This window comes from Pseudomonas sp. FP2196 (assembly GCF_030687715.1).
In the GTDB taxonomy this organism is placed as follows: Bacteria; Pseudomonadota; Gammaproteobacteria; order Pseudomonadales; family Pseudomonadaceae; genus Aquipseudomonas.
This window is the reverse complement of the sequence record NZ_CP117445.1, coordinates 3,307,979-3,333,815: the sequence shown is the minus strand read 5'-3', so window position 1 is coordinate 3,333,815 and position 25,837 is coordinate 3,307,979. Positions and strand designations below refer to the sequence as shown.

The 25,837-nt window shown below is 57.7% G+C and carries 20 protein-coding genes; 8 read left to right on the top strand and 12 right to left on the bottom strand.

What is annotated here, in order from left to right:
• Window positions 1-46 precede the first annotated feature (46 nt).
• The 3 genes from PSH79_RS14830 (at window position 47) to PSH79_RS14820 (ending at window position 4,342) form a co-directional block, all read left to right on the top strand.
• Window positions 47-1,186 carry a glycerate kinase gene (locus tag PSH79_RS14830; protein ID WP_305438041.1) on the top strand — a complete coding sequence of 380 codons (1,140 nt, stop codon included), beginning with the start codon at window positions 47-49 and terminating at the stop codon, window positions 1,184-1,186.
• Between the two features lie 301 nt (window positions 1,187-1,487).
• The gene (locus tag PSH79_RS14825; protein WP_305438039.1) at window positions 1,488-3,113 is read left to right on the top strand and encodes a methyl-accepting chemotaxis protein; all 1,626 of its coding nucleotides are present in this window, start codon (window positions 1,488-1,490) and stop codon (window positions 3,111-3,113) included.
• A gap of 41 nt (window positions 3,114-3,154) precedes the next feature.
• Complete coding sequence (locus tag PSH79_RS14820; protein WP_305438038.1) at window positions 3,155-4,342, top strand: pyridoxal phosphate-dependent aminotransferase; 1,188 nt, start codon at window positions 3,155-3,157, stop codon at window positions 4,340-4,342.
• Window positions 4,343-4,484: 142 nt separating this feature from the next.
• Here the strand turns inward: PSH79_RS14820 and PSH79_RS14815 are convergent, their stop codons facing one another.
• From PSH79_RS14815 to PSH79_RS14795, 5 genes are all read right to left on the bottom strand, one after another.
• The gene (locus PSH79_RS14815; protein ID WP_305438036.1) at window positions 4,485-5,462 is read right to left on the bottom strand and encodes a D-glycerate dehydrogenase; all 978 of its coding nucleotides are present in this window, start codon (window positions 5,460-5,462) and stop codon (window positions 4,485-4,487) included.
• Window positions 5,463-5,475: 13 nt separating this feature from the next.
• A complete protein-coding gene (locus tag PSH79_RS14810) occupies window positions 5,476-6,774 on the bottom strand; it encodes an MFS transporter (RefSeq protein ID WP_305438035.1) in 1,299 nt (432 codons plus the stop codon).
• Window positions 6,775-6,829: 55 nt separating this feature from the next.
• A complete protein-coding gene (locus PSH79_RS14805) occupies window positions 6,830-7,849 on the bottom strand; it encodes a sugar kinase (protein WP_305438033.1) in 1,020 nt (339 codons plus the stop codon).
• Window positions 7,842-8,624, bottom strand: a complete 783-nt coding sequence (locus PSH79_RS14800; protein WP_305438032.1) for a sugar phosphate isomerase/epimerase — start codon at window positions 8,622-8,624, stop codon at window positions 7,842-7,844. Before PSH79_RS14800 ends, PSH79_RS14805 begins: the two co-directional genes overlap by 8 nt.
• Window positions 8,625-8,780: 156 nt before the next feature.
• Complete coding sequence (locus tag PSH79_RS14795; protein WP_305438030.1) at window positions 8,781-9,806, bottom strand: LacI family DNA-binding transcriptional regulator; 1,026 nt, start codon at window positions 9,804-9,806, stop codon at window positions 8,781-8,783.
• A gap of 221 nt (window positions 9,807-10,027) precedes the next feature.
• Between PSH79_RS14795 and PSH79_RS14790 the strand changes: the two genes are divergently transcribed.
• The 3 genes from PSH79_RS14790 to PSH79_RS14780 all read left to right on the top strand — a co-directional run bounded on the left by PSH79_RS14790 (window position 10,028) and on the right by PSH79_RS14780 (window position 15,556).
• Window positions 10,028-10,861, top strand: coding sequence for a hypothetical protein (locus PSH79_RS14790; RefSeq protein WP_305438029.1), 834 nt, complete (start codon window positions 10,028-10,030; stop codon window positions 10,859-10,861).
• A gap of 124 nt (window positions 10,862-10,985) precedes the next feature.
• Entirely contained in the window at window positions 10,986-12,974 is a 1,989-nt protein-coding gene (locus PSH79_RS14785; protein ID WP_305438027.1) for a hypothetical protein, read from the top strand.
• A gap of 227 nt (window positions 12,975-13,201) precedes the next feature.
• A complete protein-coding gene (locus PSH79_RS14780; RefSeq protein ID WP_305438025.1) occupies window positions 13,202-15,556 on the top strand; it encodes an autotransporter outer membrane beta-barrel domain-containing protein in 2,355 nt (784 codons plus the stop codon).
• Between the two features lie 58 nt (window positions 15,557-15,614).
• Here PSH79_RS14780 and PSH79_RS14775 read toward each other — a convergent pair whose 3' ends face one another.
• The 4 genes from PSH79_RS14775 to PSH79_RS14760 all read right to left on the bottom strand — a co-directional run bounded on the left by PSH79_RS14775 (window position 15,615) and on the right by PSH79_RS14760 (window position 21,461).
• The gene (locus PSH79_RS14775) at window positions 15,615-16,085 is read right to left on the bottom strand and encodes a hypothetical protein (protein WP_305438024.1); all 471 of its coding nucleotides are present in this window, start codon (window positions 16,083-16,085) and stop codon (window positions 15,615-15,617) included.
• A gap of 316 nt (window positions 16,086-16,401) precedes the next feature.
• Window positions 16,402-17,043 carry a DUF1345 domain-containing protein gene (locus PSH79_RS14770; protein WP_305438022.1) on the bottom strand — a complete coding sequence of 214 codons (642 nt, stop codon included), beginning with the start codon at window positions 17,041-17,043 and terminating at the stop codon, window positions 16,402-16,404.
• A 146-nt stretch (window positions 17,044-17,189) separates the two neighbouring features.
• Window positions 17,190-20,288, bottom strand: a complete 3,099-nt coding sequence (locus tag PSH79_RS14765; protein ID WP_305438021.1) for an efflux RND transporter permease subunit — start codon at window positions 20,286-20,288, stop codon at window positions 17,190-17,192.
• Between the two features lie 15 nt (window positions 20,289-20,303).
• The gene (locus PSH79_RS14760; RefSeq protein WP_305438020.1) at window positions 20,304-21,461 is read right to left on the bottom strand and encodes an efflux RND transporter periplasmic adaptor subunit; all 1,158 of its coding nucleotides are present in this window, start codon (window positions 21,459-21,461) and stop codon (window positions 20,304-20,306) included.
• A gap of 291 nt (window positions 21,462-21,752) precedes the next feature.
• Between PSH79_RS14760 and PSH79_RS14755 the strand changes: the two genes are divergently transcribed.
• Together PSH79_RS14755 and PSH79_RS14750 are read left to right on the top strand one after the other, a co-directional pair.
• The gene (locus tag PSH79_RS14755; RefSeq protein WP_187678934.1) at window positions 21,753-22,454 is read left to right on the top strand and encodes a response regulator transcription factor; all 702 of its coding nucleotides are present in this window, start codon (window positions 21,753-21,755) and stop codon (window positions 22,452-22,454) included.
• A gap of 4 nt (window positions 22,455-22,458) precedes the next feature.
• Window positions 22,459-23,760: an ATP-binding protein gene (locus PSH79_RS14750; RefSeq protein WP_305438018.1), complete on the top strand. Its 1,302-nt coding sequence runs from the start codon at window positions 22,459-22,461 to the stop codon at window positions 23,758-23,760.
• 107 nt (window positions 23,761-23,867) lie between these two features.
• Here PSH79_RS14750 and pncA read toward each other — a convergent pair whose 3' ends face one another.
• The 3 genes from pncA to PSH79_RS14735 are packed head-to-tail and all read right to left on the bottom strand — an operon-like array spanning window position 23,868 to window position 25,783.
• Window positions 23,868-24,494 (bottom strand): bifunctional nicotinamidase/pyrazinamidase, encoded by a 627-nt coding sequence (pncA, locus tag PSH79_RS14745; protein ID WP_305438017.1) that lies wholly within the window; start codon window positions 24,492-24,494, stop codon window positions 23,868-23,870.
• Window positions 24,495-24,542: 48 nt separating this feature from the next.
• Entirely contained in the window at window positions 24,543-25,301 is a 759-nt protein-coding gene (locus tag PSH79_RS14740) for an anti-sigma factor (RefSeq protein WP_305438016.1), read from the bottom strand.
• Window positions 25,298-25,783: a sigma-70 family RNA polymerase sigma factor gene (locus tag PSH79_RS14735; protein WP_370872663.1), complete on the bottom strand. Its 486-nt coding sequence runs from the start codon at window positions 25,781-25,783 to the stop codon at window positions 25,298-25,300. Before PSH79_RS14735 ends, PSH79_RS14740 begins: the two co-directional genes overlap by 4 nt.
• Window positions 25,784-25,837 lie beyond the last annotated feature (54 nt).

Genomic DNA, 25,837 nt, shown 5'->3' with positions numbered 1-25,837 from the left:
GCAGACCGACTGGCAGCATGAGGGCCATTGGAACTGGAGAATTCGCATGAAGATTGTCATCGCCCCCGATTCGTTCAAGGACAGCCTGAGTGCCCAGGGCGTCGCCGAGGCCATTGCTCTGGGCCTGGCGCAGGTCTGGCCGCAAGCCACACTCATCAAATGCCCGATGGCTGACGGCGGCGAAGGCACGGTCGAATCGATTCTCGCCGCGTGCGAAGGCGAGTTGCGCCGCACCCGCGTGCGTGGCCCGTTGGGTTCAGCGGTTGACGCCGCGTGGGGCTGGTTGCCGCATAACCATACCGCGATCATTGAAATGGCTGAGGCCAGCGGCTTGCAATTGGTGCCGCCGGGGCAGCGCGATGCGTGCATCAGCAGCACCTTCGGCACCGGCGAGCTGATTCGCGCAGCGCTGGATGCCGGGGCGCAACGGGTCATTCTGGCGATCGGCGGCAGTGCGACCAATGATGGTGGCGCCGGAGCAATGCAGGCGTTGGGGGTGAAGTTGCTGGACGCGCAAGGTCAGGCGTTGGTACCTGGCGGTCTGGCGCTGGCGCAATTGGCGCATCTGGACTTGAGCGAACTGGACGTGCGTCTCGCGCGAGTACGTTTCGATATTGCCGCCGACGTAAACAATCCTCTGTGCGGCCCACACGGTGCCTCGGCGATTTTTGGTCCGCAGAAAGGTGCATCGCCGACGCAAGTGCAGCAACTGGATCAAGCGTTGGGGCATTTCGCCGAGCTGAGCGCGCAAGCCTTGGGTAAAGATGTTCGCGATGAACCCGGCAGCGGTGCGGCGGGTGGCTTGGGTTTTGCCGCCAAGGCATTTCTCGGTGCGCAGTTTCAGGCCGGGGTCGAGGTGGTCGCCGAGTTGGTCGGGCTGGCCGAAGCTGTAAAAGGCGCGGACCTGGTGATTACCGGCGAAGGACGATTCGACGCGCAGACGTTGCGCGGCAAAACCCCGTTCGGCGTCGCGCGGATTGCCAAGCAGCACGACGTGCCGGTGATCGTTATCGCCGGCACCCTGGGTGAGGGCTATCAAGAACTCTACAACCACGGCATCGATGCAGCGTTCGCTGTCACCAGCGGCCCGATGACGCTGGAGCAGGCCTGCGCAGAAGCCCCACGACTGCTGCGTGAACGCGCTACCGATATCGCCCGCGTGTGGCAACTCGCCGCAAAACCCTGAGACATCCGCACTGTAGGAGCTGCCGAAGGCTGCGATCTTTTGATCCTGTTTTTTAAAAATCAAATCAAAAGATCGCAGCCTTCGGCAGCTCCTACAGGAGAAAGGATCCTGGGTGTTTCAATGGTGTAACACCCTGAAAAATATTTGCTCTTTACCCGCAACCTTCCTAAAGCCTGGCCGATACAGCCAATAGGCGCGCACAAGAATTCCCAAAAACAGTGACGCCGGACTGAAGCCCGCCCCCACGGGCCAGTGATCACGGCATGGACGCTCGTAGTTTCTATCTTCCGAGAGTCCAACTATGTCCTTGCGTAACCTCAATATCGCGCCCCGTGCCTTCCTCGGTTTTGCCTTTATTGCTTTGCTGGTAGTCGTGCTCGGTGTGTTCGCTGTGAACCGCATGACGATCATCCGTCAGGCATCAGTCGAGATGGACTCGACGCAGTTGCCCAGCGTGACCCAACTTGCCGTCGTTACGGAAAACGTCCTGCGTCTGCGCATCCTGTCGTTCCGTGTCCTGGTGAACCGCGACCCCGCCGGCCTGCAAGAAGCACAAACCCGCATCGGCGTACTGGTAGAGAAGGTGCGCAGTGCCCAGGCGAAGTACGCCGAGCTGCCGGCCGGCCCGGAAGAGCGCGCGATTTACCAGACGTTTGCGACGACGCTGGACAACTACCTGCAAGCGCAAAACCAGATGCTGGAACTGTCACGTCAGGGCAAAGTTGAGGAGATGCGTACCTTGATCAACACGAAGATCAAGGAAGGCACCGACCAGATGGGCGAACAGCTCAACAAGCTCATTGCGATCAACGCCGCAGATGCAAAAGCCGCGTCGAAGCAGGCTGGCGATTATTACGACAGCGCCATCACTGGCATCATCATTGTCGCGGTCATTGCCGCATTGGCCACGGTGTTGCTCGCCTGGCTGCTGACCCGCAGCATCGTCACTCCACTTAACCGCGCGGTCGAAGCCGCGCAAACCATCGCCGGCGGCAACCTGACCAAACTCATCGAAGTCGATGGCAAGGACGAGCCGGCCCGTTTGCTCGAAGCCCTCGCGGCGATGCAGACCAACCTGCGCAAAACCATCGAGCAGATCGCCGGTTCCGCCACGCAACTGGGCGCCGCCGCCGAAGAGCTCAGCGCGGTGACCGAAGAAGCGTCCCGCGGCTTGCAACAGCAGAACAATGAAATCGAACAAGCCGCCACTGCCGTCAACGAGATGACCGCTGCTGTGGAAGAAGTGGCGCGTAACGCCGTGTCGACCTCCGAAGCCTCCAATCAGTCGACCCATGCCGCCCGCGAAGGCCGCGATCAAGTGGTGAAAACCGTCGACGCGATCCAGACCATGACCCACGACGTGCAGAACACCGCGCAAATGATCGAAGGTCTTGCCACCCAAGGTCGCGACATCGGCAAGGTGCTCGATGTGATCCGCGCCATCGCCGAACAGACCAACCTGCTGGCGCTCAATGCGGCCATCGAAGCGGCGCGTGCCGGTGAGGCCGGGCGTGGTTTTGCCGTGGTGGCGGACGAGGTGCGGGCATTGGCCCATCGCACCGCGCAGTCGACGCAAGAGATCGAGAAGATGGTCGCCGGCATCCAGAACGGCACCGGTGAAGCGGTTTCTTCGATGCAGCAAAGCAACCAGCGCACCCAGTCCACCCTGGAGATGGCCCGCGCCGCCGGCGTGGCACTGGAGCAGATCACCCAGTCGATCCATCAGATCAACGAACGCAACCTGGTTATCGCCAGCGCCTCGGAAGAGCAGGCGCAGGTGTCTCGCGAAGTCGATCGCAACCTGGTGAACATTCGCGATCTGGCCACGCAGTCGGCAGCCGGTGCCAACCAGACCAGCGCCGCAACCCACGAACTGTCGCGTCTGGCGGTCGACTTGAATGCCATGGTGGCGCGTTTCGTGATTTGAGATAGGGTGAAGGCTGGAGACTGCGCAATCAGGAGACGTGCATGCGCTATTCAGCCTTGACCCAACGAATCGCCGGCGAGGGCGCAGCGGCCTGGCAGATTCATGACCGAGCGCTGGAGTTACGCGCCGAGGGTGTCGATATTCTGCTGCTGAGCGTGGGCGATCCGGATTTTGATACACCGCTGCCGATTGTCCACGGCGCGATCGACAGCCTGCTGGCGGGCGATACGCATTATTCCGACGTGCGCGGTCGCTTGCCCCTGCGCCAGTTGATTGCCGCTCGCCATCGCCGACGCAGTGGCCAAGTCGTCGACTCCGACCATGTGATTGTCATGCCCGGCGCGCAATGCGCGGTGTATTCGGTGGCGCAATGCCTGCTGGACCCGGGCGATGAAGTGATCGTCGCCGAACCGATGTACGTCACCTACGAAGGTGTGTTCGGCGCATGCGGTGCGACCGTGGTGCCAGTGCCGGTGCGTCCGGAAAACGGCTTTCGTGTCGATCCCGCGGATGTCGCCGCACGAATCACCCCGAAAACCCGCGCCATGCTGCTCAACAGTCCGAACAATCCCAGCGGCGCAAGCCTGTCGCTGCTGATCTGGCAGGAACTGGCGGCGTTGTGCATTCGCCACGATTTGTGGCTGATCAGCGACGAGGTCTATAGCGAGCTGCTGTATGAGGGCGAGCACATCAGCCCGGCAAGTCTGCCCGGCATGGCCGAGCGGACGGCAACGATCAACAGCCTGTCGAAATCCCACGCGATGACCGGCTGGCGTATCGGCTGGATGATCGGGCCAAAATCCTTGGCCGGACATCTGGTCAATCTGTCATTGAGCATGTTGTTCGGGCTGCCGGATTTTGTGCAGAAAGCGGCGCAGGTGGCGCTGGAAAGCGATTTGCCGGAAGTGACGCAGATGCGCGAGGAATATCGTTTGCGCCGGGATCTGGTGTGCGAGCGCTTGCGCGGTTGCCCGGGGTTGCAGCCGATCCGCCCGGATGGCGGGATGTTCGTGATGGTCGATGTGCGCCAGACCGGGCTCGGCGCGCAAGCGTTTGCCGAACGATTGCTGGAAGGTTATGGCGTTTCGGTGCTGGCCGGTGAAGCGTTCGGGCCAAGTGCGGCGGGGCATATTCGCATCGGGTTGGTGGTGGATCGGGTGAAACTGGCAGATGCCTGTGCGCGGATTGCGTTGTGTGCGATGCAGCTTCTACAGGCGCGCAGTGCCTGACAGATTTGTACTGGCTGAACTGGCCTCATCGCTGGCAAGCCAGCTCCCACAGGTTCTTCGGTGTTCATAAAGCTTTTGAACGACGCCACCCCCTGTGGGAGCTGGCTTGCCAGCGATGAGGCCCAGTCAGACGCAGGAGATCTCAGCCCTGCCAGGCTGCCGGATTCACCAGATTCACCGGCTTCTCCCCACCCAATGCCGCCAACAGATTCTCCACTGCACACCGCGCCATCGCCTCGCGCGTCTCATGCGTCGCCGACCCCATATGCGGCGTCGCCACGACATTATCGAGCTGCAACAACGGCGAATCATGCTGCAGCGGCTCACGCTCAAACACATCCAGTCCCGCCGCGCGAATCCGGTTGTGACGCAGCACATCAATCATTGCCGCCTCATCCACCACCTTGCCCCGCGAGATGTTGATGAAGATGCTTTCCGGGCGCATCAGCGCGAACTGTTCAGCGCCGATCAGACCCTCAGTCTGCGCCGTCAGCGGCAAGGTCAGGCAAATGAAATCCGCTTGCTTCAACAAATCTTCAAGGCTGCGATATTGCGCGTCGAAGCGTTCCTCAACCGCCGGTTTGCGCGACTGGCTGTGGTAAATCACCGGCATGCCGAAGCCGAAATGCCCGCGCTGCGCCAATGCCTCGCCAATGCGCCCCATGCCGATAATCCCCAATGTCTTGCCATGCACATCAGTACCGAAATGCGCGGGGCCGATATTGCGACTCCACTGACCGCTGCGCACCATGTTGGCCAGTTCCACCACCCGCCGGGCGGCGGCGAGGATCAAGGCAAAACCGGTGTCAGCCGTGGTTTCGGTGAGTACATCCGGCGTGTTGGTCAGCAGGATCTTGCGCCGGGTCAGGTAGTCGATGTCGTAGTTGTCGACGCCCACCGAGACGCTGGCAATCGCCTCCAGTTGCGGCGCCAGATCCAGCAATGCGGCGTCGAGTTTCAGGCTGGCACCGAGCAAACCGTGGGCGCGGGGCAGGGCATCGCGCAGTTGCATCAGCCCATCGGCGTCGAGGCTTTCAATCAGCGTCACGTCAAACTGTTCTTGCAGGCGCGCCATCAGCGCGGGCGAAAGTTTCTTGTACAGCACGACCTGTTTTTTCATGGCAACAATCTCTTCAGGAGTGAGCCGGCACGGAACGCGTGGCAACGGCTTTGGCCACGACGCGATCACTGGCGCCGGGCTTGAGGAAAATCGTCAGCACCACCGACAGCAGCAGCGCGCCGCTCATCAGCAAGTACGACGCACCGGGCGAACCGGTGGAACTGTTCAGATAACCCACCAGATACGAGCCGCCGAACGAACCGAGGGCGCCCATGCTATTGATCAGCGCCATCGCGCCGCCGGCGACGTTGGCCGGGAGAATCTCCGGCACGATCGCGAAGAACGGCCCGTAGGGCGCGTACATGCAGGCACCGGCAATCACCAGCAACGTGTACGACCACCAGAAATGCTCGGCACCGAGCGCGTAGGAACCGTAAAAGGCAATCGAGGCGATCAACAGCGGCGGCCAGACGAAGCGTTTGCGTTTTTGCAGTTTGTCCGAGCCCCACGACACCACAAGCATGCCGATCACCGCCGCCAGATACGGCAGCGCCGACAGCCAGCCGGCCTCGATCATGTCCATTTGCGCACCGGCCTTGAGGATCGACGGCAGCCACAACACAAAGCCGTAAACGCCAATGCTCCAGCAAAAGAACTGCAACGCCAGAATGATCACCTTCGGCGAACGAAACGCTTCGGCGTAGTTCTTCACCGCTTTGATGCCGACCTGTTCGGCTGCCAGCGCGCTTTCCAGATCCTGCTTTTCCTGGTCATTGAGCCACTTGGCCTGGGCTGGACGATCATCGGCCAGACGCCACCAGATAAATGCCCAGAGCACCGCCGGCAGACCTTCGATGATGAACATCCAGCGCCAGCTGAAATGCTGCACCAGATACCCCGAGACCACCGACATCCACAGCATGGTCACCGGGTTGCCGAGGATCAGAAAGGTATTGGCGCGCGAGCGCTCGGCGCGGGTGAACCAGTGGCACAGGTACACCAGCATCGCCGGCATCACGGCGGCTTCGACCACGCCGAGCATGAAGCGGATAACGATCAGCCAATAGGCGTTGGAGACCACGCCGGTCAACGTGGCGAGCCCGCCCCAGAGGATCAGACTGACGAAAATCAACTTCTTCACGCTGTGCTTTTGCGCGTAGATCGCACCGGGTACCTGGAAGAAAAAATAGCCGAGGAAGAACAGTGCGCCGAGCAACGAGGACAGGCCCGGAGTGATCATCAAGTCTTCGGCCATGCCGGAGGCGGCGGCGAAGCCATAGTTGGCGCGATCGAGATACGCCAGGCTGTAGGTGATGAACACGATCGGCATGATGTACCACCAGCGGCGGGCGGCGAGGGTTGCAGTTTTCATGGTGTTGCTCCTGAGCTTGTTGTTTTTGTCGCAGCAGGTACAAATTTTTCGCTGACTAGGCTGGCCTCTTCGCGAGCAGGCTCGCTCCCACAAGGGAATGCATTTCAAACGTGGGAGCGAGCCTGCTCGCGAAGGCAGACTCAAATTCAATCGATAACTCCAAGCGGGTCGGCAACCCCTCCATATCCCCGCGACTCTGCACCGCGCGACTGCCAATCCAGTTCGCGCGTTGCACTGCCTCGGCAAAACTCTGGTGTTCGAGCAAGGCGCTGATCATCCCCACGGCAAAGCCGTCACCCGCGCCCACCGTATCCACGACATGGGCTACCGGCACGCCGGCGACAAAACCCTGTTCCAGATGCGTGCGGTAATAGGCACCCTCTGGCCCAAGTTTGATCGCCACGGCTTCGGCGCCTTGATCGAGGTAAAACGCGGCAATGTCCGCTGGATCTTCGAAACCGGTGAGCAGGCGACCTTCACTCAACCCCGGCAGCACCCAATGGGCGAGGGCGGCGAGACGGTTGATCTCAGTGGTCATTTCGCGTTCGCTGGCCCAGAGACTCGGGCGCAGATTGGGGTCGAACGACACGCTGCGCCCGGCATTGCGCATGCGGGTCATCAACTCGAGGGACATCTCCCGCGCCGAAGCCGACAACGCTGGCGGAATGCCCGTGGCATGAAGATGCCGGGCGCTCAGCAGGCTTTCGGTGATTGAGCGTGGCGACAGATGACTGGCCGCCGAGCCGCGACGGAAATATTCGACTTGCGGATCACTGCCATCGTCGGTGCGCGACTTGAACTGGAAACCGGTGGGGTGCGCTGTGTCGACATCGACATGGCTGCAATCGAGACCTTCTCGGGCCAACGTCTGTACGACAAAGCGCCCCAGGGAGTCGTCACCGACGCGGCTCAGCCAGGCAACGTTGAACCCCAGGCGCGAAAGGCCGATCGCGACATTGCTGTCGGCCCCGGCAATACGCTTGTGGAATTGCTCGACCGCAGCCAAGTCACCGGTGTGCTCGGCCACCAGCATCGCCATGGTTTCGCCGAACGAGAGGATATCGATCTCAGACATGAGCAGGCTCCAGACGGGATTGGCCGAGACGGGCGAGGGCGGCGACGTGCTCGGTGGTGAGTTGCACCAGGTCCTCGCCCTGCAACGGATACTCGGCCGCGCGCATAACGCCTTGGGCCATGTGCCGCAAGAGTTGTTCCCACAGATGCAGGTCGCTGACGGCCGGCGGCACCGCCACCAGCTTGCCGTCGGCGCGGCGTGCCACGGCTTTGCAATGCACATAGCCGACATGGCGACCGAGCAGGCGTGCAGCGTTGGTGGCGGACTGGTCTTGCCACTGCCAATTGCCGATGTCGAAGGTCATCTTGATCGGCAGATTATGCTGTTCGACAGCGGCGAAGAAACGCTGGAACGGTTCGATCCGGCCGCCGTGCAGGGTCTGGTCGTTTTCCACCAGCAACTGCACCGGGCTGTTTTCGAGCCGTTGTTGCAGCGCCGACAGATCGCAGTTGTCGGTGAAGTAGCCAAGAGAAACCTTCAACCACTTCGAACCGAACGCCTCGGCGTGTTGCAGAGCGGTGATCAACTCGGGATTGGGCTGTGCCTGGCCGGCGAGCCACAGCTCGGTCGGCGATGAATAAATGCTTTGCAGGCCCTGCGCCTGGGTGGCGGCGCTTAGCCGGGCGGGCACTTCACGGGTCAGCAATTCCTCGCGCCACTCGATGCGATCGGCACCGGCGGCGGCCAGAATGTCGATAAAAAAGTCTTGCCCACGTTGACGCACAAGCTCAGCGCCGTAGCTCGACAGGCTGATGGAAACGGCAGGTTTATTCATTGTTCTATACCTCTGAAACCGGTTTCATTTTTGTTCAAAAAAATCAGCTGCTGTGTTGTTCTAGCGAGCCTCATCGCTGGCAAACCAGCTCCCACAGTGTCCGTGGCGCACACAGAACCTGTGGGAGCTGGCTTGCCAGCGATGAGGCCAGATCCTTCACCGCAAATTCCCCAGGGTCGACCCCCGCTCAACCAACACCGGCGCAAAATCCAGCACTCGCGCCGCCTCACCATGCCCACGCAAACGCTTGAGCAAACACTCAAACGCCCGCGCGCCAATCTCTGCCGTCGGCTGAGCCAGCGCAGTAATCCCGCTGCCCACCAACGGATACCAATCCAGATCATCCAGGGCGATCAGCCCGACATCCTCAAACAACCGCGAACCGATCTTGCGCAACGCGTGAGTCGCCGCCAGCGCCGCCACACCATTGGCGCAAAACAACGCCTTCGGCCCGACAGCGGGCGTGTTTAAAAAAGTTTGCAGATGAGTGGCCAGATCCGCGCCAGTCTCCAGCACCGCCCCGGTCAGTGCGGAGCGCTGTGCAACCTGCGCCTGAAAACTGTTGACTCGCTCGATCCGCGAACTGGTCCCGTCATAGGGCTCGGTCACCAGCAACACGTCCCGATAACCGCGCTGTTCAAGATGGGCGAGGGCCATCTCCACTGCCTGCGGGTTGTTCAACCCGACCATGTCGCTGTCGAGCCCGTCGACTTTGCGGTCCACCAGCACCATCGGCATTTCGCGATGCAGTTCATGCAACTCGTCACGATGATGGCCGAGGGTGTTCACGATCAGCCCTTCGATGTTGTACGAGCGCAACAGCGCCAAGTGCTGGCGTTCCTGCTCGTCATCACGGTCGGTGTTGCACACCACCAGACTGTAGCCTTGCGCACGGCAGGCGGTTTCCACGCCGTGCATTACAGCAATCGAATAAGGGTTACGGATATCGGCCATCAACATGCCGATCAGGCGCGTGCGCCCGCGCTTCAGGCCACGAGCCATTTGATTGGGACGGTAGCCGAGTTCGCTGATGGCCTGCTCGATGCGCAGGGCAATGGCATCGGAGAGCAGGGCGCGATCATCGCCGATGAAGCGCGAGACGCTGGCCTTGGACACGCCTGCGCGTTCGGCAACGTCAAGCATGGTGACGCGGCTGCGAAGGGCCCTGGAGAAGTCGCTCATGCATGAACCTTGTTGTTATTGAGTGAAGCTGAAACCGGTTTCAGTGAACGTCAACAGCGCAAGTTCGTCAAGCCGAGTATTAGCGAGAACCCTGATCGGATCCGACGAACGGTGCAAATACCTGTCAGATATGACAGTAGGCAATAAGAGCGTGAAGCCTTCTAATCCATTCAGACGATGTTAAATATTTCGAGATGCTATTGGCTCCCAAGGACTTCGCTATGCCCACGCAACGCAAGAAAGATGACGCTGGAGTTTTACTGGCCGATCCTCCGACCGTTGACGGCGTTCCGGACAGTGATCCTGATGGACGGTTACCTGCGGAAGTTTTGCTCAACGGTGGCGTGGCAAGAGTGCCTCTATGGCCTATCCATGCCGATACCCCTGGGAAGACGGATTTACTGGAAGTGTTCTGGCGGCAGGATGCCGTCACTACCCTGATATACAGTGATCCCAAAGCTGGACCGATTACCGAAACCGAATTCTTGATACCACTTGACAAGGATTTGTTTAAGGGGGATGGAGTTGCTTTTCTTTATTACCGGGTAAGGCCTCAACCCTTTGGTAACCCGTTAACGTCCGAAGAAAAGAAGCTGACCATTGATCGCAGTGTTATTCCCCTACCGCTTTTATTGGATGCGCAGTTTCCTGATGTGGATTTTTGGGGATATTTAAACTGCGAAACTGTAAGGCCGATATGGAATGGTGTTTATGTAAAAGTGCCCTTTCAGGATTTAATGGAGAACGATGTTTGTGAGCTGTCGTGGCGTGGTTTTTCAGTGCTTAATGGTAGTGAAGAATTTTATGTTGAAGGTACGGCAGGACAACTGAGTCATGTATTGAGCAGGGCGGAAGCCGATAATAGGAATGGGTTTACATTACCATCTATTCCATTTTCCCCCTACTTGCAGCAGCTCATCAATAATTGCTCCATCACTGCGATGTATAAAATCAGAAGGGCGGGCGATTACATTGGACAGTCGCGGAACGCATTAGCAAAAATCGATCGTCTTGTAGTGGGCAGTGACCTGCCCTGTGGGCCTGCATTGAATTAATGTTGAGTCGTTATGGCTGGAGGCGAGCATTTAAGTTTTTCAATGCTGGTGCGAGGTTGTGTGGTTGGGTAAACGTTGAATCCTCACCTGTGAGGAACTGAGTAATGGACGAGGAGAATATCAAATGAATGCTAAGCAAGAACTTTCCGAAGTTGATCGGTTGGCAGTCGAGAGCAGAATAAATTTGCCTTTGGCCGGCCCGCCACCTGTGGTGGATGACATTATTAGTTCCACGGATAGGCGAGTGTATGCGACTAAACTATTGCCGGGAGCCAAACTCCCGGTGAAGTTGCCAAGATGGCCTATCGATATGGTTGATGACAGGGTAGTACCGCAAATACGTCAGCAGGGCACTACTGCCTGGACAACCGTTAGCCCATTTAACGCAGGCCCTGTTGCCGGGCGTCCTACGGAGTATTTGATCGAAATTGACTCCGACCTATTGTTGGAAGTCAATCCTCCAGTAATCCCGACGACGTGGGAACTTCGATACCGTGTCGAACCGCAACCGGTTGGTAACCCATACACCTCAGACATTACAACAATCATCATCGACAGACGTGCGCCTTATCAAGCCGTGCCTGGTGGGTCGAAAGCTCGTCCCACAATCCCCGTGCTGCCTGCTCTATCGCCTGGAAACCTGATCGACGAAGATTTTATCACGCGTAACTCGCCAAACGCAGTTATTAATTTTACCCACAGCTATCAGAATCCGTTGCCAGATGACGTTTTGCGCTTTTACATCAGCAGGGTTTATTCTGCGACTAATCCGGAGTTGCCCATATATGAGGGGCCCGCAAGCGCACTTATTAATATCAGTATTAACAAGTTCAGATTGCTTGATCCGCAGGCTGTTTATGCGTATTACACAATTACTGATGGAGTGACGAATGTTAGTAATTTATCGTCCGCCGTGGGAGTGAAAGTCCGTTTTGCGCCTTTGCCAGTGCTTGAAGAGCCTATCGTTGATCTGGCGGAAACCGATAAATTAATTGATCTTAAAGATTCAGCCAATACAACGGTCAAGTTAAAAAGGGTAGACAATATCCTGAATGATGATGAAGTCCGGGTGCAGTGGGGTGGCCAAAATCTTGGCGAATTTACATTCGGAACGAATGATCCATTGACAGTGCCAGTACCCTTTAATGATATTTTCAACGAATACTACGATGGTGACCCGGATATCACAACGGACAAACCTGTGACTATTGTTGCAACCCTGTTACGCGGTACCGAGGCTATCAGTGATTCCGATCTTGAAATCGATGTGAATATCTACTATCCAGGCCCCGTTAACCCGACCGACCCTACTCCTCCCAATGGTTTGTTGGAAGATCCGCATATCACGAGCACAACAGTAGAGGACATCCTTGAACCTGTTGACTATAACAAAGATCACACGGTGACTGTCCAACTCTGGACGGATATTGACAAACCCGTAAGGTCCGGGCAACAAATTCACGGTGAGTATGAAGGGGAGCGTTTCGGCCCGGAATTCCTCAACGACGGGGATACCAGCGTGACACTTACTTTGCCGTGGGCTGTTATTAATGACGGCGGGCTGGGTCTCGACAAGAAACTTCAATATTTTGTATCCGATATTGGCGGGGTAAATGAGAATCCATCGCCGATTACCATCGTCACCAATAACGCCATTGTGGTTGATCTGGATGCACCAGTCGTTGCGCGAGAGTCTGGCAATACTATTTATTGCGAGGATCTCACCGAAACTGGTTTCGGACTGAAAGTTCGTATCCCCGGTAATGCAACTCATCTGCTGGACGGCAGAAATGTGATTCTCTACGCCCAAGGGTACCGCGATGCTGCAATGACTCAAGAGTCCCCTAATACAGCATTCCAGTCTGCGCCACACACTATAGCCGGAGGGGAAGGCACTACCGGGTTCGATATGACCATTACGCCATATGACCCAATCATCAGAGATATTCCGTTGCCACCGCCTGATCCAATTCCAACTCCTCCTGGCGATTACCGCGGGTGGTGGAAGATTTGGTACTCGGTGGAGATCAGCGGAACAGAATTTCTTTCGTTGGAGTTCGACAGCCCGATCTACCTCGTCAACCCGATAGGCGAGTATTGCGAGGATCAATGAAGTTTGTGTAGTTGTTTCCCGTCACGGCAGTTACCCGACCGCCGTGGCGGTCATTGTTGAGTTGCAATTAGTCCGACAACCAGAGGAGGATTAATCCTCTCTATTCTCAGAGTTTTCCTACATCGAATGTGCGTGTGTGACGATAATCTTTCCGCCCTTCGGTTGGGCATTTTGATAACGAGTTGTCGAGCCGATTCTTTATAATTCGGTAAGTTTGGTGAAATCCTATGTCGACAGTTAGCAAGCAAAGAATTATCAGAAAGTGGTCGCCAGGCTTGATGTTGATACTTTTCTGTTCTTCTGGTGCGCAAGCGCGAATCCTTAATCCTGGTGAAAATGAGACTCTTACGCCTGCATCCCCGATCGAGAGCTGGATTTTTGGTACAGGTTCTACCTTGACTGTCAACGGAGCAGAGACTCTCGATATTTCAACTTCTGGCGGGACGTTGAATGTCAACTCCGGCCAAACTCGAGAAGTGGAGGCTACAGAGGGAACTCAAGTCAATCTGAATGATGCGACGGTCTCTGGCGCAAGCGGTTCTATTACGCTATCGCTGATTAATAGTTCAGCAAACATTTCTGGATCAACAATCTCAGGGTTAGCCATCGGCATGCAGGCTGTTCGTGAGCAAGGCACCCAGACCGGTTCGGTTGTCAACATGCAGAACAGCACTGTTCAAGGAACGACGGGAGGGGCTTTCTTGACATCTTTTAGTGTCCTTAACATGAGTAACAGTACCGTGCAGGGCACAGGGGCCGATAGTTTTGGTTTGTCGCTTTCGGGTGGTTCCGCCAATCTGGGTGCGAACTCGAAAGTTATTGGTGATCTAAACGGCGTGATTTATGGGCTGGATACTTCGAACGAACAACTCAGCCAGCTAGTATTGGATAAGTCGAGCATAGAAGGCAAAACCGGCGCGGCCATTGTCGTTGATTTAGGTCTTAGCCCGTTGGGGCCGTTGGTCATTCAGGTGTTGAATGGCTCAACTCTGTCAGGGGGGAACGGTTCGATTCTGGAAGTCGCCGGAGGTACGTCTGTTGATTTCAATGTCGAGAATAGCCAGCTAAATGGCAATGTTATTGTCGAGCGCGGCAGTGCAGTGAATGTTTCGTTGGATAAAAGTGCGTCTTTAACGGGTGATTTGCAGAATGTCTCAATACTAAGTCTCAGCAACAACAGCGCTTTCAACGGGTTATTCAAAGGAAATGCAGTTGATGGCTCAAGCGTGAAAGTCGAAAGCAGCTCCACGTTTACCGGGAATGTCGAGAACGTAACAAACTTTATCCTTAATGATTCTGCCTGGGTTCTGGCTGGTAACAACCAGGTCGGCAATCTGGAAATGGCAGGAGGAACGCTCGATTTCGCTCGGGGACAAACCTTTTACAGGTTGGACGTCGAAAATCTGTCTGGCAATGGCTTTCTAAAAATGGCCACTGATTTCGGCACCCAACAAACGGACTTCCTCAATGTCACAAACCGCGCAGAAGGTAATTACGAGCTTTCAGTGACGGCGACCGGCAGCAAACCCACAAGTAGCGAACCGATCCAGTTGGTCAAGGTGGCCACTGGAGAAGCGAACTTTGCGCTGAGCAACGGCTCGGTAGATGCAGGCGCTTTCACTTACAAGTTGTTCGAGGAAGGCGACGGCTGGTTTCTTCGACCTGATACGCAAATCAGTACCAGTACCCGCTCTGTACTGGCCATCGCCAATACCGCACCTACGGTGATTGATGCGGAACGCACTCTGCTCAACACGCGAATGGGGGACCGTCGGTTGACAGGCGGTGGCGGCGGAGTCTGGACGCGCACCTATGGCAATCGTTACAGCGTGCAGAACGGATACGGTGATGGCTATAGCCAGACTCAACAAGGGCTGGTCATTGGAGTCGATACCCGTTTGGCAGAAAGCGACTGGCTAGTGGGAGCGATGATGGGATACAGCAAAACCGATCTCGATTTGAAACATGGCAGTACGGGCACAGTCGACAGCTATTCAGTGGGTGGCTACCTGACAAAACTTGACACCCAGACCGGCTTTTACATAGATGCAGTCGCGAAGATCAACAGCTTCGATAATAAATTGAATGTCAGCATGAGCGATGGCGAACGCAGCAAAGGAGACTACAACACTCATGGTTTAAGTGGGTCGCTGGAAGTAGGCAAGCAATATGACTTGACCTCCAATTTTTTTCTGGCCCCGTTTGTTCAAGTCAACGCAGCGGTGATATCCGGTAAGCACTATGCACTTGACAATGGACTTGAGGTCGACAGCCAACTTACACGCTCACTGGTTACCAAGGGGGGAGTGTATGTGGGCAGCCAGATAGATTTGGGCAATGGGCAGAAAATTCAGCCTAGAGTGCGTTTAGCGATGGGCCATGAGTTCATTAAGTCTAATGCGGTCAATGTCAACGAAAGCCGCTTCAATAACGACACGTCGACCACAAGCATGGAGCTGGCAGGTGGTATTAACTGGGCTTTGCCGAACGGTGTGCAGGTATTTGCCGAAGCGGGTTCGAGTCAAAGCAAGACGGTCACCCAGGAATACAATATGAGCGTTGGCTTCAGCATAGCGTTCTAAATTTATATCTTCAAAAAAGGAGGCGAAAGCCTCCTTTTTATTGTCTTTCATCGGTCATTCAAATACGTTTTACCCAATGCTCTGCGATCAAATCGAACGCGATGGTAAGTTCATGATGCTTTGGCGCTTCCAGGTCGTCACTGACTGTTGCGCTGATATTGCCGCTCACCGAACCAACCGCTGCGTCAAAATCTATGGCTGTTGTAGCAGCGCTTGTGGAGTACTCAGAAGGTGGAACTTCTGCCGTATTGCTGTAGAGAATTCGCAGATCCTCATTTGCACGGACCGGTTTGTTATTTTCCGGAGACTTTAGAAAAATAATCCTGATGCTCTGAATATGGTTGGTTGTCGAGTCACGATAACGTGCCTCAATCGTCCAGCGAGCAGGTTCCCCCTCCTGTGGATAGTTCACCTTTTTGAACGTCGCCTGAAAATCAATAGGCTCTGACTTGTCGATAGACGCGCTGAAGGTATTATCGAGCGGGGAATACTTTACGACAGGCGTAGGCAATTTTCGTGCTGTACTCATGAGTTTATCTCCATCATTGAAGTCGCAAGAGGATCCAGTGGACCATCATTCAAATCGAGCCACGGGAACTGCATCAAAGCGCGAATAGGAGTGGCTGTAAACTGTCAGACTTCACAGTTTACAGAAGGCGGTTTTTATGAGTTGTCAGGAATATTGATAGCGTACTGCATGACGATGTATCCACCCAGACGCAGATTCCCTTTATTGTCTGTTATTTCCCTAAATGTTTGAGAACGCAACACCGATAGTAAATGCCGCCTGATTAAAGGGGAGCAATCGAGTGCGCGTCTATACAGCTTCGGAGATTCGACGAGTTTCAGCCAAACAGTCCCGCCGCGATGTTGATTGAAAACCCCAGAATCGCCGTATTGAACACAAACCCGATCAATGACTGCGCCAGCACGATCTTGCGCATGTCCCGTGTCGCAACGCCGACATCAGCCGTCTGCACGGCCACGCCGATGGTGAACGAGAAGTACAGAAAATCCCAATAATTCGGCGTTGTAAGTCCTTCAGCAAAGCGCAATGCCGGTTCCCCGCCATCCCACGTGTAATACAACCTTGCGTAATGCACGCAGAAAATCACCCCGATCAACAACCATGAGCCGATGACAGTCAGCGCGGTGAAGCCGTAGTGCAGGAGTTTGCGCGTGGTTTCCAGATCCCTGCTGCCCGACAGTTCGAAGGTGATGGTCGCCAGACTGGCGAGGGCGGCAATGCACACCACGAACAGCACCAGCCCGGCGTTTTCGTCTTCGACTTCAGCGATACGTTTGACGTCCGGGGCCTTGGCACGCACGGTCAGCCAGAACATCAGAATCAGGTACGTCCAGACGCCCGCGTTCCAGCCGATGAGGATTTTGCTGACGATGGAGTCGGCGGGGGCCAGCAGGCCAGTGGCGAGGCCGAACAGAGTTGCGGCGGAGAGGCGAGGGTGGGTGCGGGCGAGGAAGCGCATGGAGACTCACATCAGTGATGGATCCCTGCACCATAGCGCACGCCACCGGGCTTTTGTAGGAGCTGCCGCAGGTTGCGATCTTTTGATCTTGTTTTTTAAAAGCAAAGTCAAAAGATCGCAGCCTGCGGCAACTCCTACAGTTTGGATCAGTGGGGTTTGGTGAATCGTTGTACGAGCTTCATGACGACGACGAAGAACACCGGGACGAAGATGACTGCCAACGTGGCTGTGATCATCCCGCCGATCACCCCGGTGCCGATGGCTTGCTGGCTCGCCGAACTGGCGCCGGTGGCAATCGCCAGCGGGACCACGCCGAGGATGAAGGCCAGCGAGGTCATCACGATCGGACGCAAACGCAAGCGTGCGGCTTGCAGCGTGGCGTCGATCAAATCGTGGCCTTCGTCGTACAGGCTCTTGGCGAACTCGATGATCAGGATCGCGTTCTTCGCCGACAGACCGATGATGGTGATCAGGCCGACCTTGAAGAATACGTCGTTGGGCATCCCGCGCAGCGTCACTGCCAGTACCGCGCCGAGCACACCCAGCGGCACCACCAGCAACACCGAAGTCGGAATCGACCAGCTCTCATACAATGCCGCCAGACACAGAAACACGATCAGCAGCGACAAACCGAGCAGAATCGGTGCCTGACTACCGGACAAGCGTTCCTGCAACGACAACCCCGTCCATTCCTGGCCCAGGCCTTTCGGCCCTTGCGCGACAAGGCGTTCAATCTCGGCCATGGCCTCACCGGTGCTGTGGCCCGGCGACGGTTCGCCGGAAATCGCAATCGCCGGATAGCCGTTGTACCGGGTCAGTTGCGCCGGGCCTTGAATCCACTTGGCCTGCACGAAGGCCGACAGCGGCACCATTTTCCCTGCGTTATTGCGCACGTGCATTTTCAGCAAGTCATCGACCTGACTGCGTTGATCGCCTTCAGCCTGCACGACGACACGCTGCATCCGACCCTGATTGGGGAAGTCATTGACGTAGGTCGAGCCCACCGCGCTGGACAGCACACTGCCGATATCGGCAAACGACACGCCCAAGGCATTGGCCTGCTTGCGGTCCACTTCCAGTTGAACCTGCGGTGCTTCGGCCAGCGCACTTTCACGCACATTCATCAGCACCGGACTTTTTTCGGCAGCTGCCAGCAACTCGGTGCGCGCCTGCATCAGTGTTGCGTGGCCGAGGCCACCGCGATCCTGCAGGCGGAACTCGAAGCCGCTGGACGTGCCGAGGCCGTCCACGGGGGGCGGCAGCACGGAAAACGCCATGGCGTCCTTGATCTGGCTCAAGGCGATGTTGGCGCGGTCGGCAATCGAGCTGGCCGAGTCGTCGCTACCGCGCTGCGACCAATCCTTCAGCGTCGAGAACGCCAATGCCGCGTTTTGCCCACTACCGGAGAAGCTGAAACCCAGAATCACCACACTGTCACTGATGCCTGGCTCGCCAGCGTTATGTGCTTCAAGCTGTTCGGCCACTTGCACCGTACGGTTTTTGGTCGCGCCGGGTGGCAGTTGAATGTCAGTGATCGTGTAGCCCTGATCTTCCACCGGCAAAAACGAGGAGGGCAGACGCATGAAGCAAATACCCAGACCAACCAGCAACACGACGTAGATTAGCAGATACCGCCCGGTGCGTTTCAGCGCATAGCCGACCCAACCCTGATAGCGGTTGGTCAGTTGCTCGAAGCGGCGGTTGAACCAGCCGAAGAAGCCGCTCTTCTCGTGGTGCTCGCCTTTGGCAATTGGCTTGAGCAGCGTTGCGCACAGTGCCGGCGTCAACGTCAGGGCGAGGAACGCCGAGAACAGAATCGATGTCGCCATCGACAACGAGAACTGCTGGTAAATCACTCCGACCGAACCCTGCATGAACGCCATCGGTATGAATACCGCCACCAGCACCAAGGTGATGCCGATGATCGCGCCAGTGATCTGCGTCATTGCCTTGCGCGTGGCTTCCTTGGGAGACAGGCCCTCGGTGGCCATGATCCGTTCGACGTTCTCCACCACGACAATGGCGTCGTCAACCAGAATGCCGATGGCCAGCACCATGCCGAACATGGTCAGCACGTTGATCGAGAACCCCATCGCCAACATGGTGGCGAACGTGCCCATCAGCGCCACCGGCACCACCAGTGTCGGGATCAGTGTGTAGCGCACGTTCTGCAGGAACAGGAACATCACCGCAAACACCAACAGCATCGCTTCGCCGAGGGTATAGACCACCTTGGTGATCGAGACCTTCACGAATGGCGAGGTGTCGTATGGGATCTTGTATTCCACGCCGGCCGGAAAGTAGCGCGACAACTCGTCCATCTTTGCCCGCACCAGCGTCGCGGTGTTCAGTGCGTTGGCGCCCGGCGACAACTGCACGCCAACGGCGGTGGACGGCTTGCCATTGAGGCGAGTGCCGAATTGATATTCCTGACTGCCGATCTCGACCCGCGCCACATCTCCAATACGAACGGTGGAACCGTCCGGGTTGGCCTTGAGCACGATGTCGGCGAATTCCTGCGGCGTCGACAACTGGCCTTTGACCAGAATCGTCGCGGTGATTTCCTGCGTCGACGGCGCAGGCAGATCGCCGATGCTGCCCGCCGACACCTGGGCGTTCTGCGCGACGATGGCGGCGTTGACGTCTGCCGGGGTCAGGTTGAAACCGATGAGCTTCTGCGGATCGATCCAGATGCGCATGGCCCGTTCGGCACCATACAACTGTGCTTTGCCAACACCATCCAGGCGCTTGATTTCGTTCATCACGTTGCGCGCCAGATAATCGCTGAGCGCTACGTCGTCGAGTTTGCCGTCGCTGGACGTCAGGCTGATCAGCAACAGGAAACCGGAGGAGACTTTCTCTACCTGTAAACCTTGCTGGTTCACCGCTTGTGGCAAGCGCGACTCGACTACCTTGAGGCGGTTTTGCACGTCGACCTGCGCCAGTTCCGGGTTGGTACCCGGTTGGAACGTTGCCTTGATCGTGGCGCTGCCCAGGCTGCTTTGCGATTCGAAGTACAACAGGTGATCGGCGCCGTTGAGCTCTTCCTCGATCAGGCTGACCACGCTTTCATCGACGGTCTGCGCCGACGCGCCGGGGTACACGGCGTAGATTTCGATCTGTGGCGGCGCGACGTCGGGGTATTGCGCCACTGGCAATTGCGGGATGGCCAGCGCACCGGCCAACAGGATGAACAAGGCGACCACCCAGGCAAATACGGGGCGCTCGATAAAGAACTGCGGCATATAAAAGCGTCCTGCTTACTGACCAGAGGTCTGGGCGAGTGGAAGAGGGGTGTCGTCAATCTGCACCTTGTCACCGGGGCGGGCGTGTTGCAGGCCTTCAATAACGATGCGGTCGCCGGGCTTGAGGCCACCAGTGACGATCCAGCGATTGTTTTGCACGGCGCCCAGCTGCACCGTTTGTTCGGCTACACGCATTTGCTCATCGACGGTCAACACTTGCGCAATACCGGCACTGTCACGCTGCACCGCGCGTTGCGGGACGGTGATGCCGTTCTGGATGGTGCCCTGTTCCAGGCGCACGCGGATGAAGCTGCCGGGCAACAGGTCGAGATCGGGATTGGGGAACTCGCTGCGCAGAATGATCTGGCCGGTGCCCGGGTCGACGGTGATGTCGCTGAACAAAAGTTTGCCCGGCAGCGGATACAGACTGCCGTCGTCCTGAATCAGGGTGGCCTTGACCTGATCCTGCCCGACTTCCTGCAAATGCCCGGAGCGGAACGCCCGGCGCAGTTCGTTGAGTTCGCGGGTCGACTGGGTGAGGTCGGCATAAATCGGGTTGAGTTGCTGAATCAGCGCTAACGGCGTGGTTTCGTTCTGGCCGACCAGTGCGCCTTCGGTGACTAGCGCACGGCCAATACGGCCCGAAATCGGTGCGGTGACGGTGGCGTAACCCAGGTTCAGCTTCGCCCGTTCCACCGCGGCTTTGCTGGCGGCGACATCGGCGGCCGTTTGCCGGGCATTGGCGCGGGCGTTGTCGTAGTCCTGGGCGCTGATGGCCTTGTCGTCGATCAACTGCGCGTAGCGCTGCTCTTGCAACTTCGCCTGAAAGGCATTGGCCTCGGCCTTGCGCAAGGCGGCATCGGCGCTGTCCAGATCTGCCTTGAACGGTGCCGGATCGATGCGGAACAGCACGTCGCCCTTTTTCACGTCGCTGCCTTCGCGGTAGGTGCGTTGCAGCACCACGCCGGGCACCCGGGCACGCACTTCGGCAATGCGCGGCGCGGCGATGCGGCCGCTGAGTTCGCTGCTGATCGAAAGGGGGCGGGCTTCGATGGTCTCGGTGCGCACGGTGGCTGGCGGCGCCTGCTCTTCGGCGTTCGAAGACGAGTCACAGGCGCTCAGCGTCAGCGCCATGGCGATCAGGCCGAGCCCGGCCAGCAGTTTGTTCGACATTTACCACCCCCAATATTGATGCCCGCATCCTACGGGCAGTTGCCGAGAGTAGCGGTGAAGCTTTGTAGGCGCTGTGTGAAATTGTGTAAGGGTTTTACTCAGAAACGGGTGAGGGCGTATATCCTTCAGCCCTTGAAATTTATTGCGACAGTTCAATAGCTATCGCGAGCAGGCTCACTCCTACAGTGTTTGTGGCGGTCACAAAATGTGTGGCTGACGTAGAACCAAAGTAGGAGTGAGCCTGCTCGCGATGAGGCCCGACCCGTCGCCACAGCACTTTCTGGATCACCCATGCCCAACATCCTCCTGGTCGAAGACGACACCGCCCTCGCCGAACTGATTTCCAGCTACCTGGAGCGCAACGGTTATTCCGTCAGCGTGATTGGCCGTGGCGACCATGTGCGTGAGCGGGCGCGGGTCAATCCACCGGATCTGGTGATCCTCGATCTGATGCTGCCGGGGCTCGACGGCCTGCAAGTCTGCCGTTTGCTGCGCGCCGACTCGGCGACGCTGCCGATCCTGATGCTCACCGCCCGCGATGACAGCCACGATCAGGTGCTGGGCCTGGAAATGGGCGCTGACGATTACGTCACCAAACCCTGCGAACCGCGCGTGTTGCTTGCACGGGTGCGTACTTTGCTGCGCCGCAGTAGCCTGGGCGAACCGTTGACGGTCAACGACCGCATCGTCATGGGCAACCTTTGCATCGATTTGTCCGAACGCACCGTGAGCTGGCGCGATCAGCCGGTCGAGTTGTCCAGCGGCGAGTACAACTTGCTGGTGGTTTTGGCGCGACACGCCGGCGAAGTGCTCAGCCGCGACCAGATTCTGCAACGTTTGCGCGGTATCGAATTCAACGGCACTGATCGTTCGGTGGACGTGGCGATTTCCAAGCTGCGGCGCAAGTTCGATGACCATGCCGGCGAGGCGCGCAAGATCAAGACGGTGTGGGGCAAGGGTTATCTGTTCAGCCGTTCCGAATGGGAATGCTGATCTGATGTTTCGCATCCTGTTTCGTCTGTATCTGGTGACGATTGTCTCGTACAGCGCGGCCATCTATCTGGTGCCGGATCTGGTGGTCATGGCGTTCCGGGAGCGCTTTGTCACCTACAACCTCGACTACTCTCGTGGCCTGCAATCGCTGATCACCAAACAGTTTCACGCCGTGCCGCAGGACCAATGGCCCGCCGTGGCAGCGTCGATGGACAAGGACTTCCAGCCGCTGCACATCGTGCTGGCGCGCATCGACGATGCCGAATTCACCGCCATCGAGCGTGAGCGACTGCTGCGTGGCGAGAACGTGGTGCGTATCGGCGATTGGGGCTGGCGCACACTTGCAGTCGCACCGCTGGACGACAACATGGCGGTGCAAATGGTGGTACCGCCAGACCCGATGGACGTCGATCTGTTGTACTGGAGCATCAACGTATTGATCGGCGCAACGCTACTCGCCTGTCTATTGATGTGGCTGCGTCCACACTGGCGCGATCTGGAGCGCCTCAAGGGCACTGCCGAGCGTTTTGGTAAAGGTCATCTGAGCGAACGCACGAACATCGCCTCGAGTTCGAACATCGGCAGCCTGGCCAATGTGTTCGACACCATGGCCGGCGACATCGAGAACCTGCTCAACCAACAGCGCGACCTGCTCAATGCGGTCTCCCACGAATTGCGCACGCCGTTGACGCGCCTGGATTTCGGTCTGGCGCTGGCTCTGTCCGACGACTTGCCGGCTGCGAGCCGCGAGCGCTTGCAGGGCTTGGTCGCGCATATCCGTGAGCTGGATGAATTGGTGCTGGAGTTGCTGTCGTATAGCCGCTTGCAGAACCCTGCGCAGTGTCCGGAACAGGTCGAAGTGTCGCTGGACGAATTCATCGACAGCATTCTGGGGAGTGTCGACGAAGAACTGGAGTCGCCTGATATCGTCATTGATGTGCTGTTGCACGGACAACTCGAGCGCTTCTCGCTTGATCCGCGACTGACTGCCCGGGCGATCCAGAATCTGGTGCGCAATGCCATGCGTTACTGCGAAAAGCGCATTCAAATTGGCGTACAGGTTTGTGCAAAAGGTTGCGAGATCTGGGTCGATGACGACGGCATTGGCATTCCCGACGATGAGCGCGAGCGAATTTTCGAACCGTTCTATCGACTTGATCGCAGCCGTGACCGGGCCACCGGTGGTTTTGGCCTGGGGCTGGCGATCAGCCGCCGCGCACTGGAAGCGCAGGGCGGAACGCTGACGGTCGAATCCTCGCCATTGGGCGGAGCGCGATTCCGGCTTTGGTTGCCCACGAACGCCTGATCCGCAAAGCCCTGTAGGAGCTGTCGAATGAAACGAGGCTGCGATCTTTTGATCTTGTTTTTATGGATCAAGATCAAAAGATCGCAGCGTGCCGCAGCTCCTGCAGTTCAGAGCAGGTCGGTGGATTGGAGCAAACCGACCCCGGCGCTCTGCATCCGGTCAATCGCTGCCGCCAGCGATCCATCCAGATCAATCGCCCGGCACGCATCCAGCACCACAAACGCATTGAACCCCGCCGCCCGTGCATCCAGCGCCGAGAACATCACGCAGAAATCCAGCGCCAGACCGACCATGTAGACCGTGTCGATTCCGCGCTCTTTCAAGTAGCCGGCCAACCCCGTGGTGGTGCGCCGATCGGCCTCAAGAAACGCCGAATAACTGTCGATGTCAGGATTGCAGCCCTTGCGGATGACCAACTGGGCATGTGGCAGGTGCAGTTGCGGATGGAACTCGGCACCGGCAGTGTCTTGCACACAATGGTCGGGCCACAGTTTCTGCTCGCCGTAAGGCAGTTGAATAACCTCGTAGGGCTGACGGCCGGGGTGGCTGGAAGCGAATGAGGCATGTCCTTTCGGGTGCCAGTCCTGGGCAATGACAACCTGGGTGAACTGGCGCGCGAGCTGGTTGATCAGCGGCACAATCCGGTCGCCTTCAGGCACCGGCAGACTGCCGCCGGGGATGAAGTCGTTCTGAACGTCGATCACCAGTAATGCAGTGCGCGAAGCAGTAGTCATGGGTGGATCCTCCTTGGAAATCACTTGCTCAGCATAGAAGTGGTTTTTTCATACAGCCAAACGGCTTCTCAATAAATCCGCTTTCTCCGACAACCCTGTGGCGGTGTCATGACCGATGAGCATCCAGGCATGTTCACGCTCGGTCCAATACACCACGTTCATCTGGTGCCGACGCTCGTGCGCCAAGGGCTGCCTGCCGCTGTTCGAGCGCGTCACGCATAACGCCAATGGCCCATGCCGGGCGTCCAGATACACGATCTGCGCAATCGGTACACCGTCGTATTCGAGCATCTGCGCACGTTTGAATTCGGCGCCTGGCAGTTTCAATCCGGCGGGTGAAAGATTCAGGCCAAGGCGAGCATCCAGAGTACGCAACTGCGCACGCTGTGTTGCCTCATCCGTGGGCAGATGGTCGAGAGTCTGCGGCACGTACAGCGCCATATAGTCGCCGACCAAACCGCGCCAGTTATGCGGTTGCTGTGCCTGCCAACCGAGAAACAAGCGGTCGGCCAGCACGCCGCCCGCCACTAATGCAGCGGCGGCGGCACCGATAAACCAGCGTCGACTCAGCCCCGGCTCTTCCGGCGCAGGAATGGCATCCAGGCGCGCTTGCAGACGATCCAGCGGCGCTTGTTGCGCCAGTTCATCGTAGGCGTTCTTGAACGGCAGGCTGCTGCGGCTCAGCCACTGCACGCGCAGGCTGAGCAGCGGATCGTCGGCGATGGCGTTATCGAGCTGGCGGCGATAATCCGGCTCGAGCTCATCGTCCAGATAGGCCACCAGTTGCTCGTCCGAAGGTGTATTCATGAGCGGTCTCCTTCGGTGGGTTTCGGCACGGATTGCAGCGGCGGGTATTCGGCGAGTTTGAGGCGGGCAGTGGCCAGACGACTCATCACGGTGCCGATCGGCACCTGCAGAATCTCGGCGACTTCGCGATAGGACAACCCCTCGACATAGGCCAGGTACACGGTTTCACGTTGAGTTTCAGGCAATGCATCAACGCGACGAATCACTTGTGCGGCCATGACGTGCGTCTGCGCTGCGTGCTCACCGTCGAACGCCAGTTGCCCATCGGCATCGACCTGGCCGGCACCGTGGCGCACGCGGCGGGCACGCACTTCATTGAGCCAGATCGAATGCAGAATGCTCAGCAGCCAACGATCCATGCGCGTGCCGGCCGCGTACTGCGCAGAACGCTCCAGCGCGCGCACGCAAGTGGCCTGCACGAGATCCTCGGCCACGTGCCGATTGCGCGACAGCAGCAAACCGTAGCGCCACAGCCGCGCCAGATGCTGGCCGAGTTCTGCTCTGAATGCCTGATCGCTGACGATGATCGCCTCCGC

What these genes read in the sequence shown, in the direction of transcription:
- PSH79_RS14830 (WP_305438041.1), top strand. Translation starts at nt 47, where the DNA reads ATGAAGATTGTCATCGCCCCCGATTCGTTCAAGGACAGCCTGAGTGCC.
- PSH79_RS14825 (WP_305438039.1), top strand. Translation starts at nt 1,488, where the DNA reads ATGTCCTTGCGTAACCTCAATATCGCGCCCCGTGCCTTCCTCGGTTTT.
- PSH79_RS14820 (WP_305438038.1), top strand. Translation starts at nt 3,155, where the DNA reads ATGCGCTATTCAGCCTTGACCCAACGAATCGCCGGCGAGGGCGCAGCG.
- PSH79_RS14815 (WP_305438036.1), bottom strand. Translation starts at nt 5,462, where the DNA reads ATGAAAAAACAGGTCGTGCTGTACAAGAAACTTTCGCCCGCGCTGATG.
- PSH79_RS14810 (WP_305438035.1), bottom strand. Translation starts at nt 6,774, where the DNA reads ATGAAAACTGCAACCCTCGCCGCCCGCCGCTGGTGGTACATCATGCCG.
- PSH79_RS14805 (WP_305438033.1), bottom strand. Translation starts at nt 7,849, where the DNA reads ATGTCTGAGATCGATATCCTCTCGTTCGGCGAAACCATGGCGATGCTG.
- PSH79_RS14800 (WP_305438032.1), bottom strand. Translation starts at nt 8,624, where the DNA reads ATGAATAAACCTGCCGTTTCCATCAGCCTGTCGAGCTACGGCGCTGAG.
- PSH79_RS14795 (WP_305438030.1), bottom strand. Translation starts at nt 9,806, where the DNA reads ATGAGCGACTTCTCCAGGGCCCTTCGCAGCCGCGTCACCATGCTTGAC.
- PSH79_RS14790 (WP_305438029.1), top strand. Translation starts at nt 10,028, where the DNA reads ATGCCCACGCAACGCAAGAAAGATGACGCTGGAGTTTTACTGGCCGAT.
- PSH79_RS14785 (WP_305438027.1), top strand. Translation starts at nt 10,986, where the DNA reads ATGAATGCTAAGCAAGAACTTTCCGAAGTTGATCGGTTGGCAGTCGAG.
- PSH79_RS14780 (WP_305438025.1), top strand. Translation starts at nt 13,202, where the DNA reads ATGTCGACAGTTAGCAAGCAAAGAATTATCAGAAAGTGGTCGCCAGGC.
- PSH79_RS14775 (WP_305438024.1), bottom strand. Translation starts at nt 16,085, where the DNA reads ATGAGTACAGCACGAAAATTGCCTACGCCTGTCGTAAAGTATTCCCCG.
- PSH79_RS14770 (WP_305438022.1), bottom strand. Translation starts at nt 17,043, where the DNA reads ATGCGCTTCCTCGCCCGCACCCACCCTCGCCTCTCCGCCGCAACTCTG.
- PSH79_RS14765 (WP_305438021.1), bottom strand. Translation starts at nt 20,288, where the DNA reads ATGCCGCAGTTCTTTATCGAGCGCCCCGTATTTGCCTGGGTGGTCGCC.
- PSH79_RS14760 (WP_305438020.1), bottom strand. Translation starts at nt 21,461, where the DNA reads ATGTCGAACAAACTGCTGGCCGGGCTCGGCCTGATCGCCATGGCGCTG.
- PSH79_RS14755 (WP_187678934.1), top strand. Translation starts at nt 21,753, where the DNA reads ATGCCCAACATCCTCCTGGTCGAAGACGACACCGCCCTCGCCGAACTG.
- PSH79_RS14750 (WP_305438018.1), top strand. Translation starts at nt 22,459, where the DNA reads ATGTTTCGCATCCTGTTTCGTCTGTATCTGGTGACGATTGTCTCGTAC.
- pncA (WP_305438017.1), bottom strand. Translation starts at nt 24,494, where the DNA reads ATGACTACTGCTTCGCGCACTGCATTACTGGTGATCGACGTTCAGAAC.
- PSH79_RS14740 (WP_305438016.1), bottom strand. Translation starts at nt 25,301, where the DNA reads ATGAATACACCTTCGGACGAGCAACTGGTGGCCTATCTGGACGATGAG.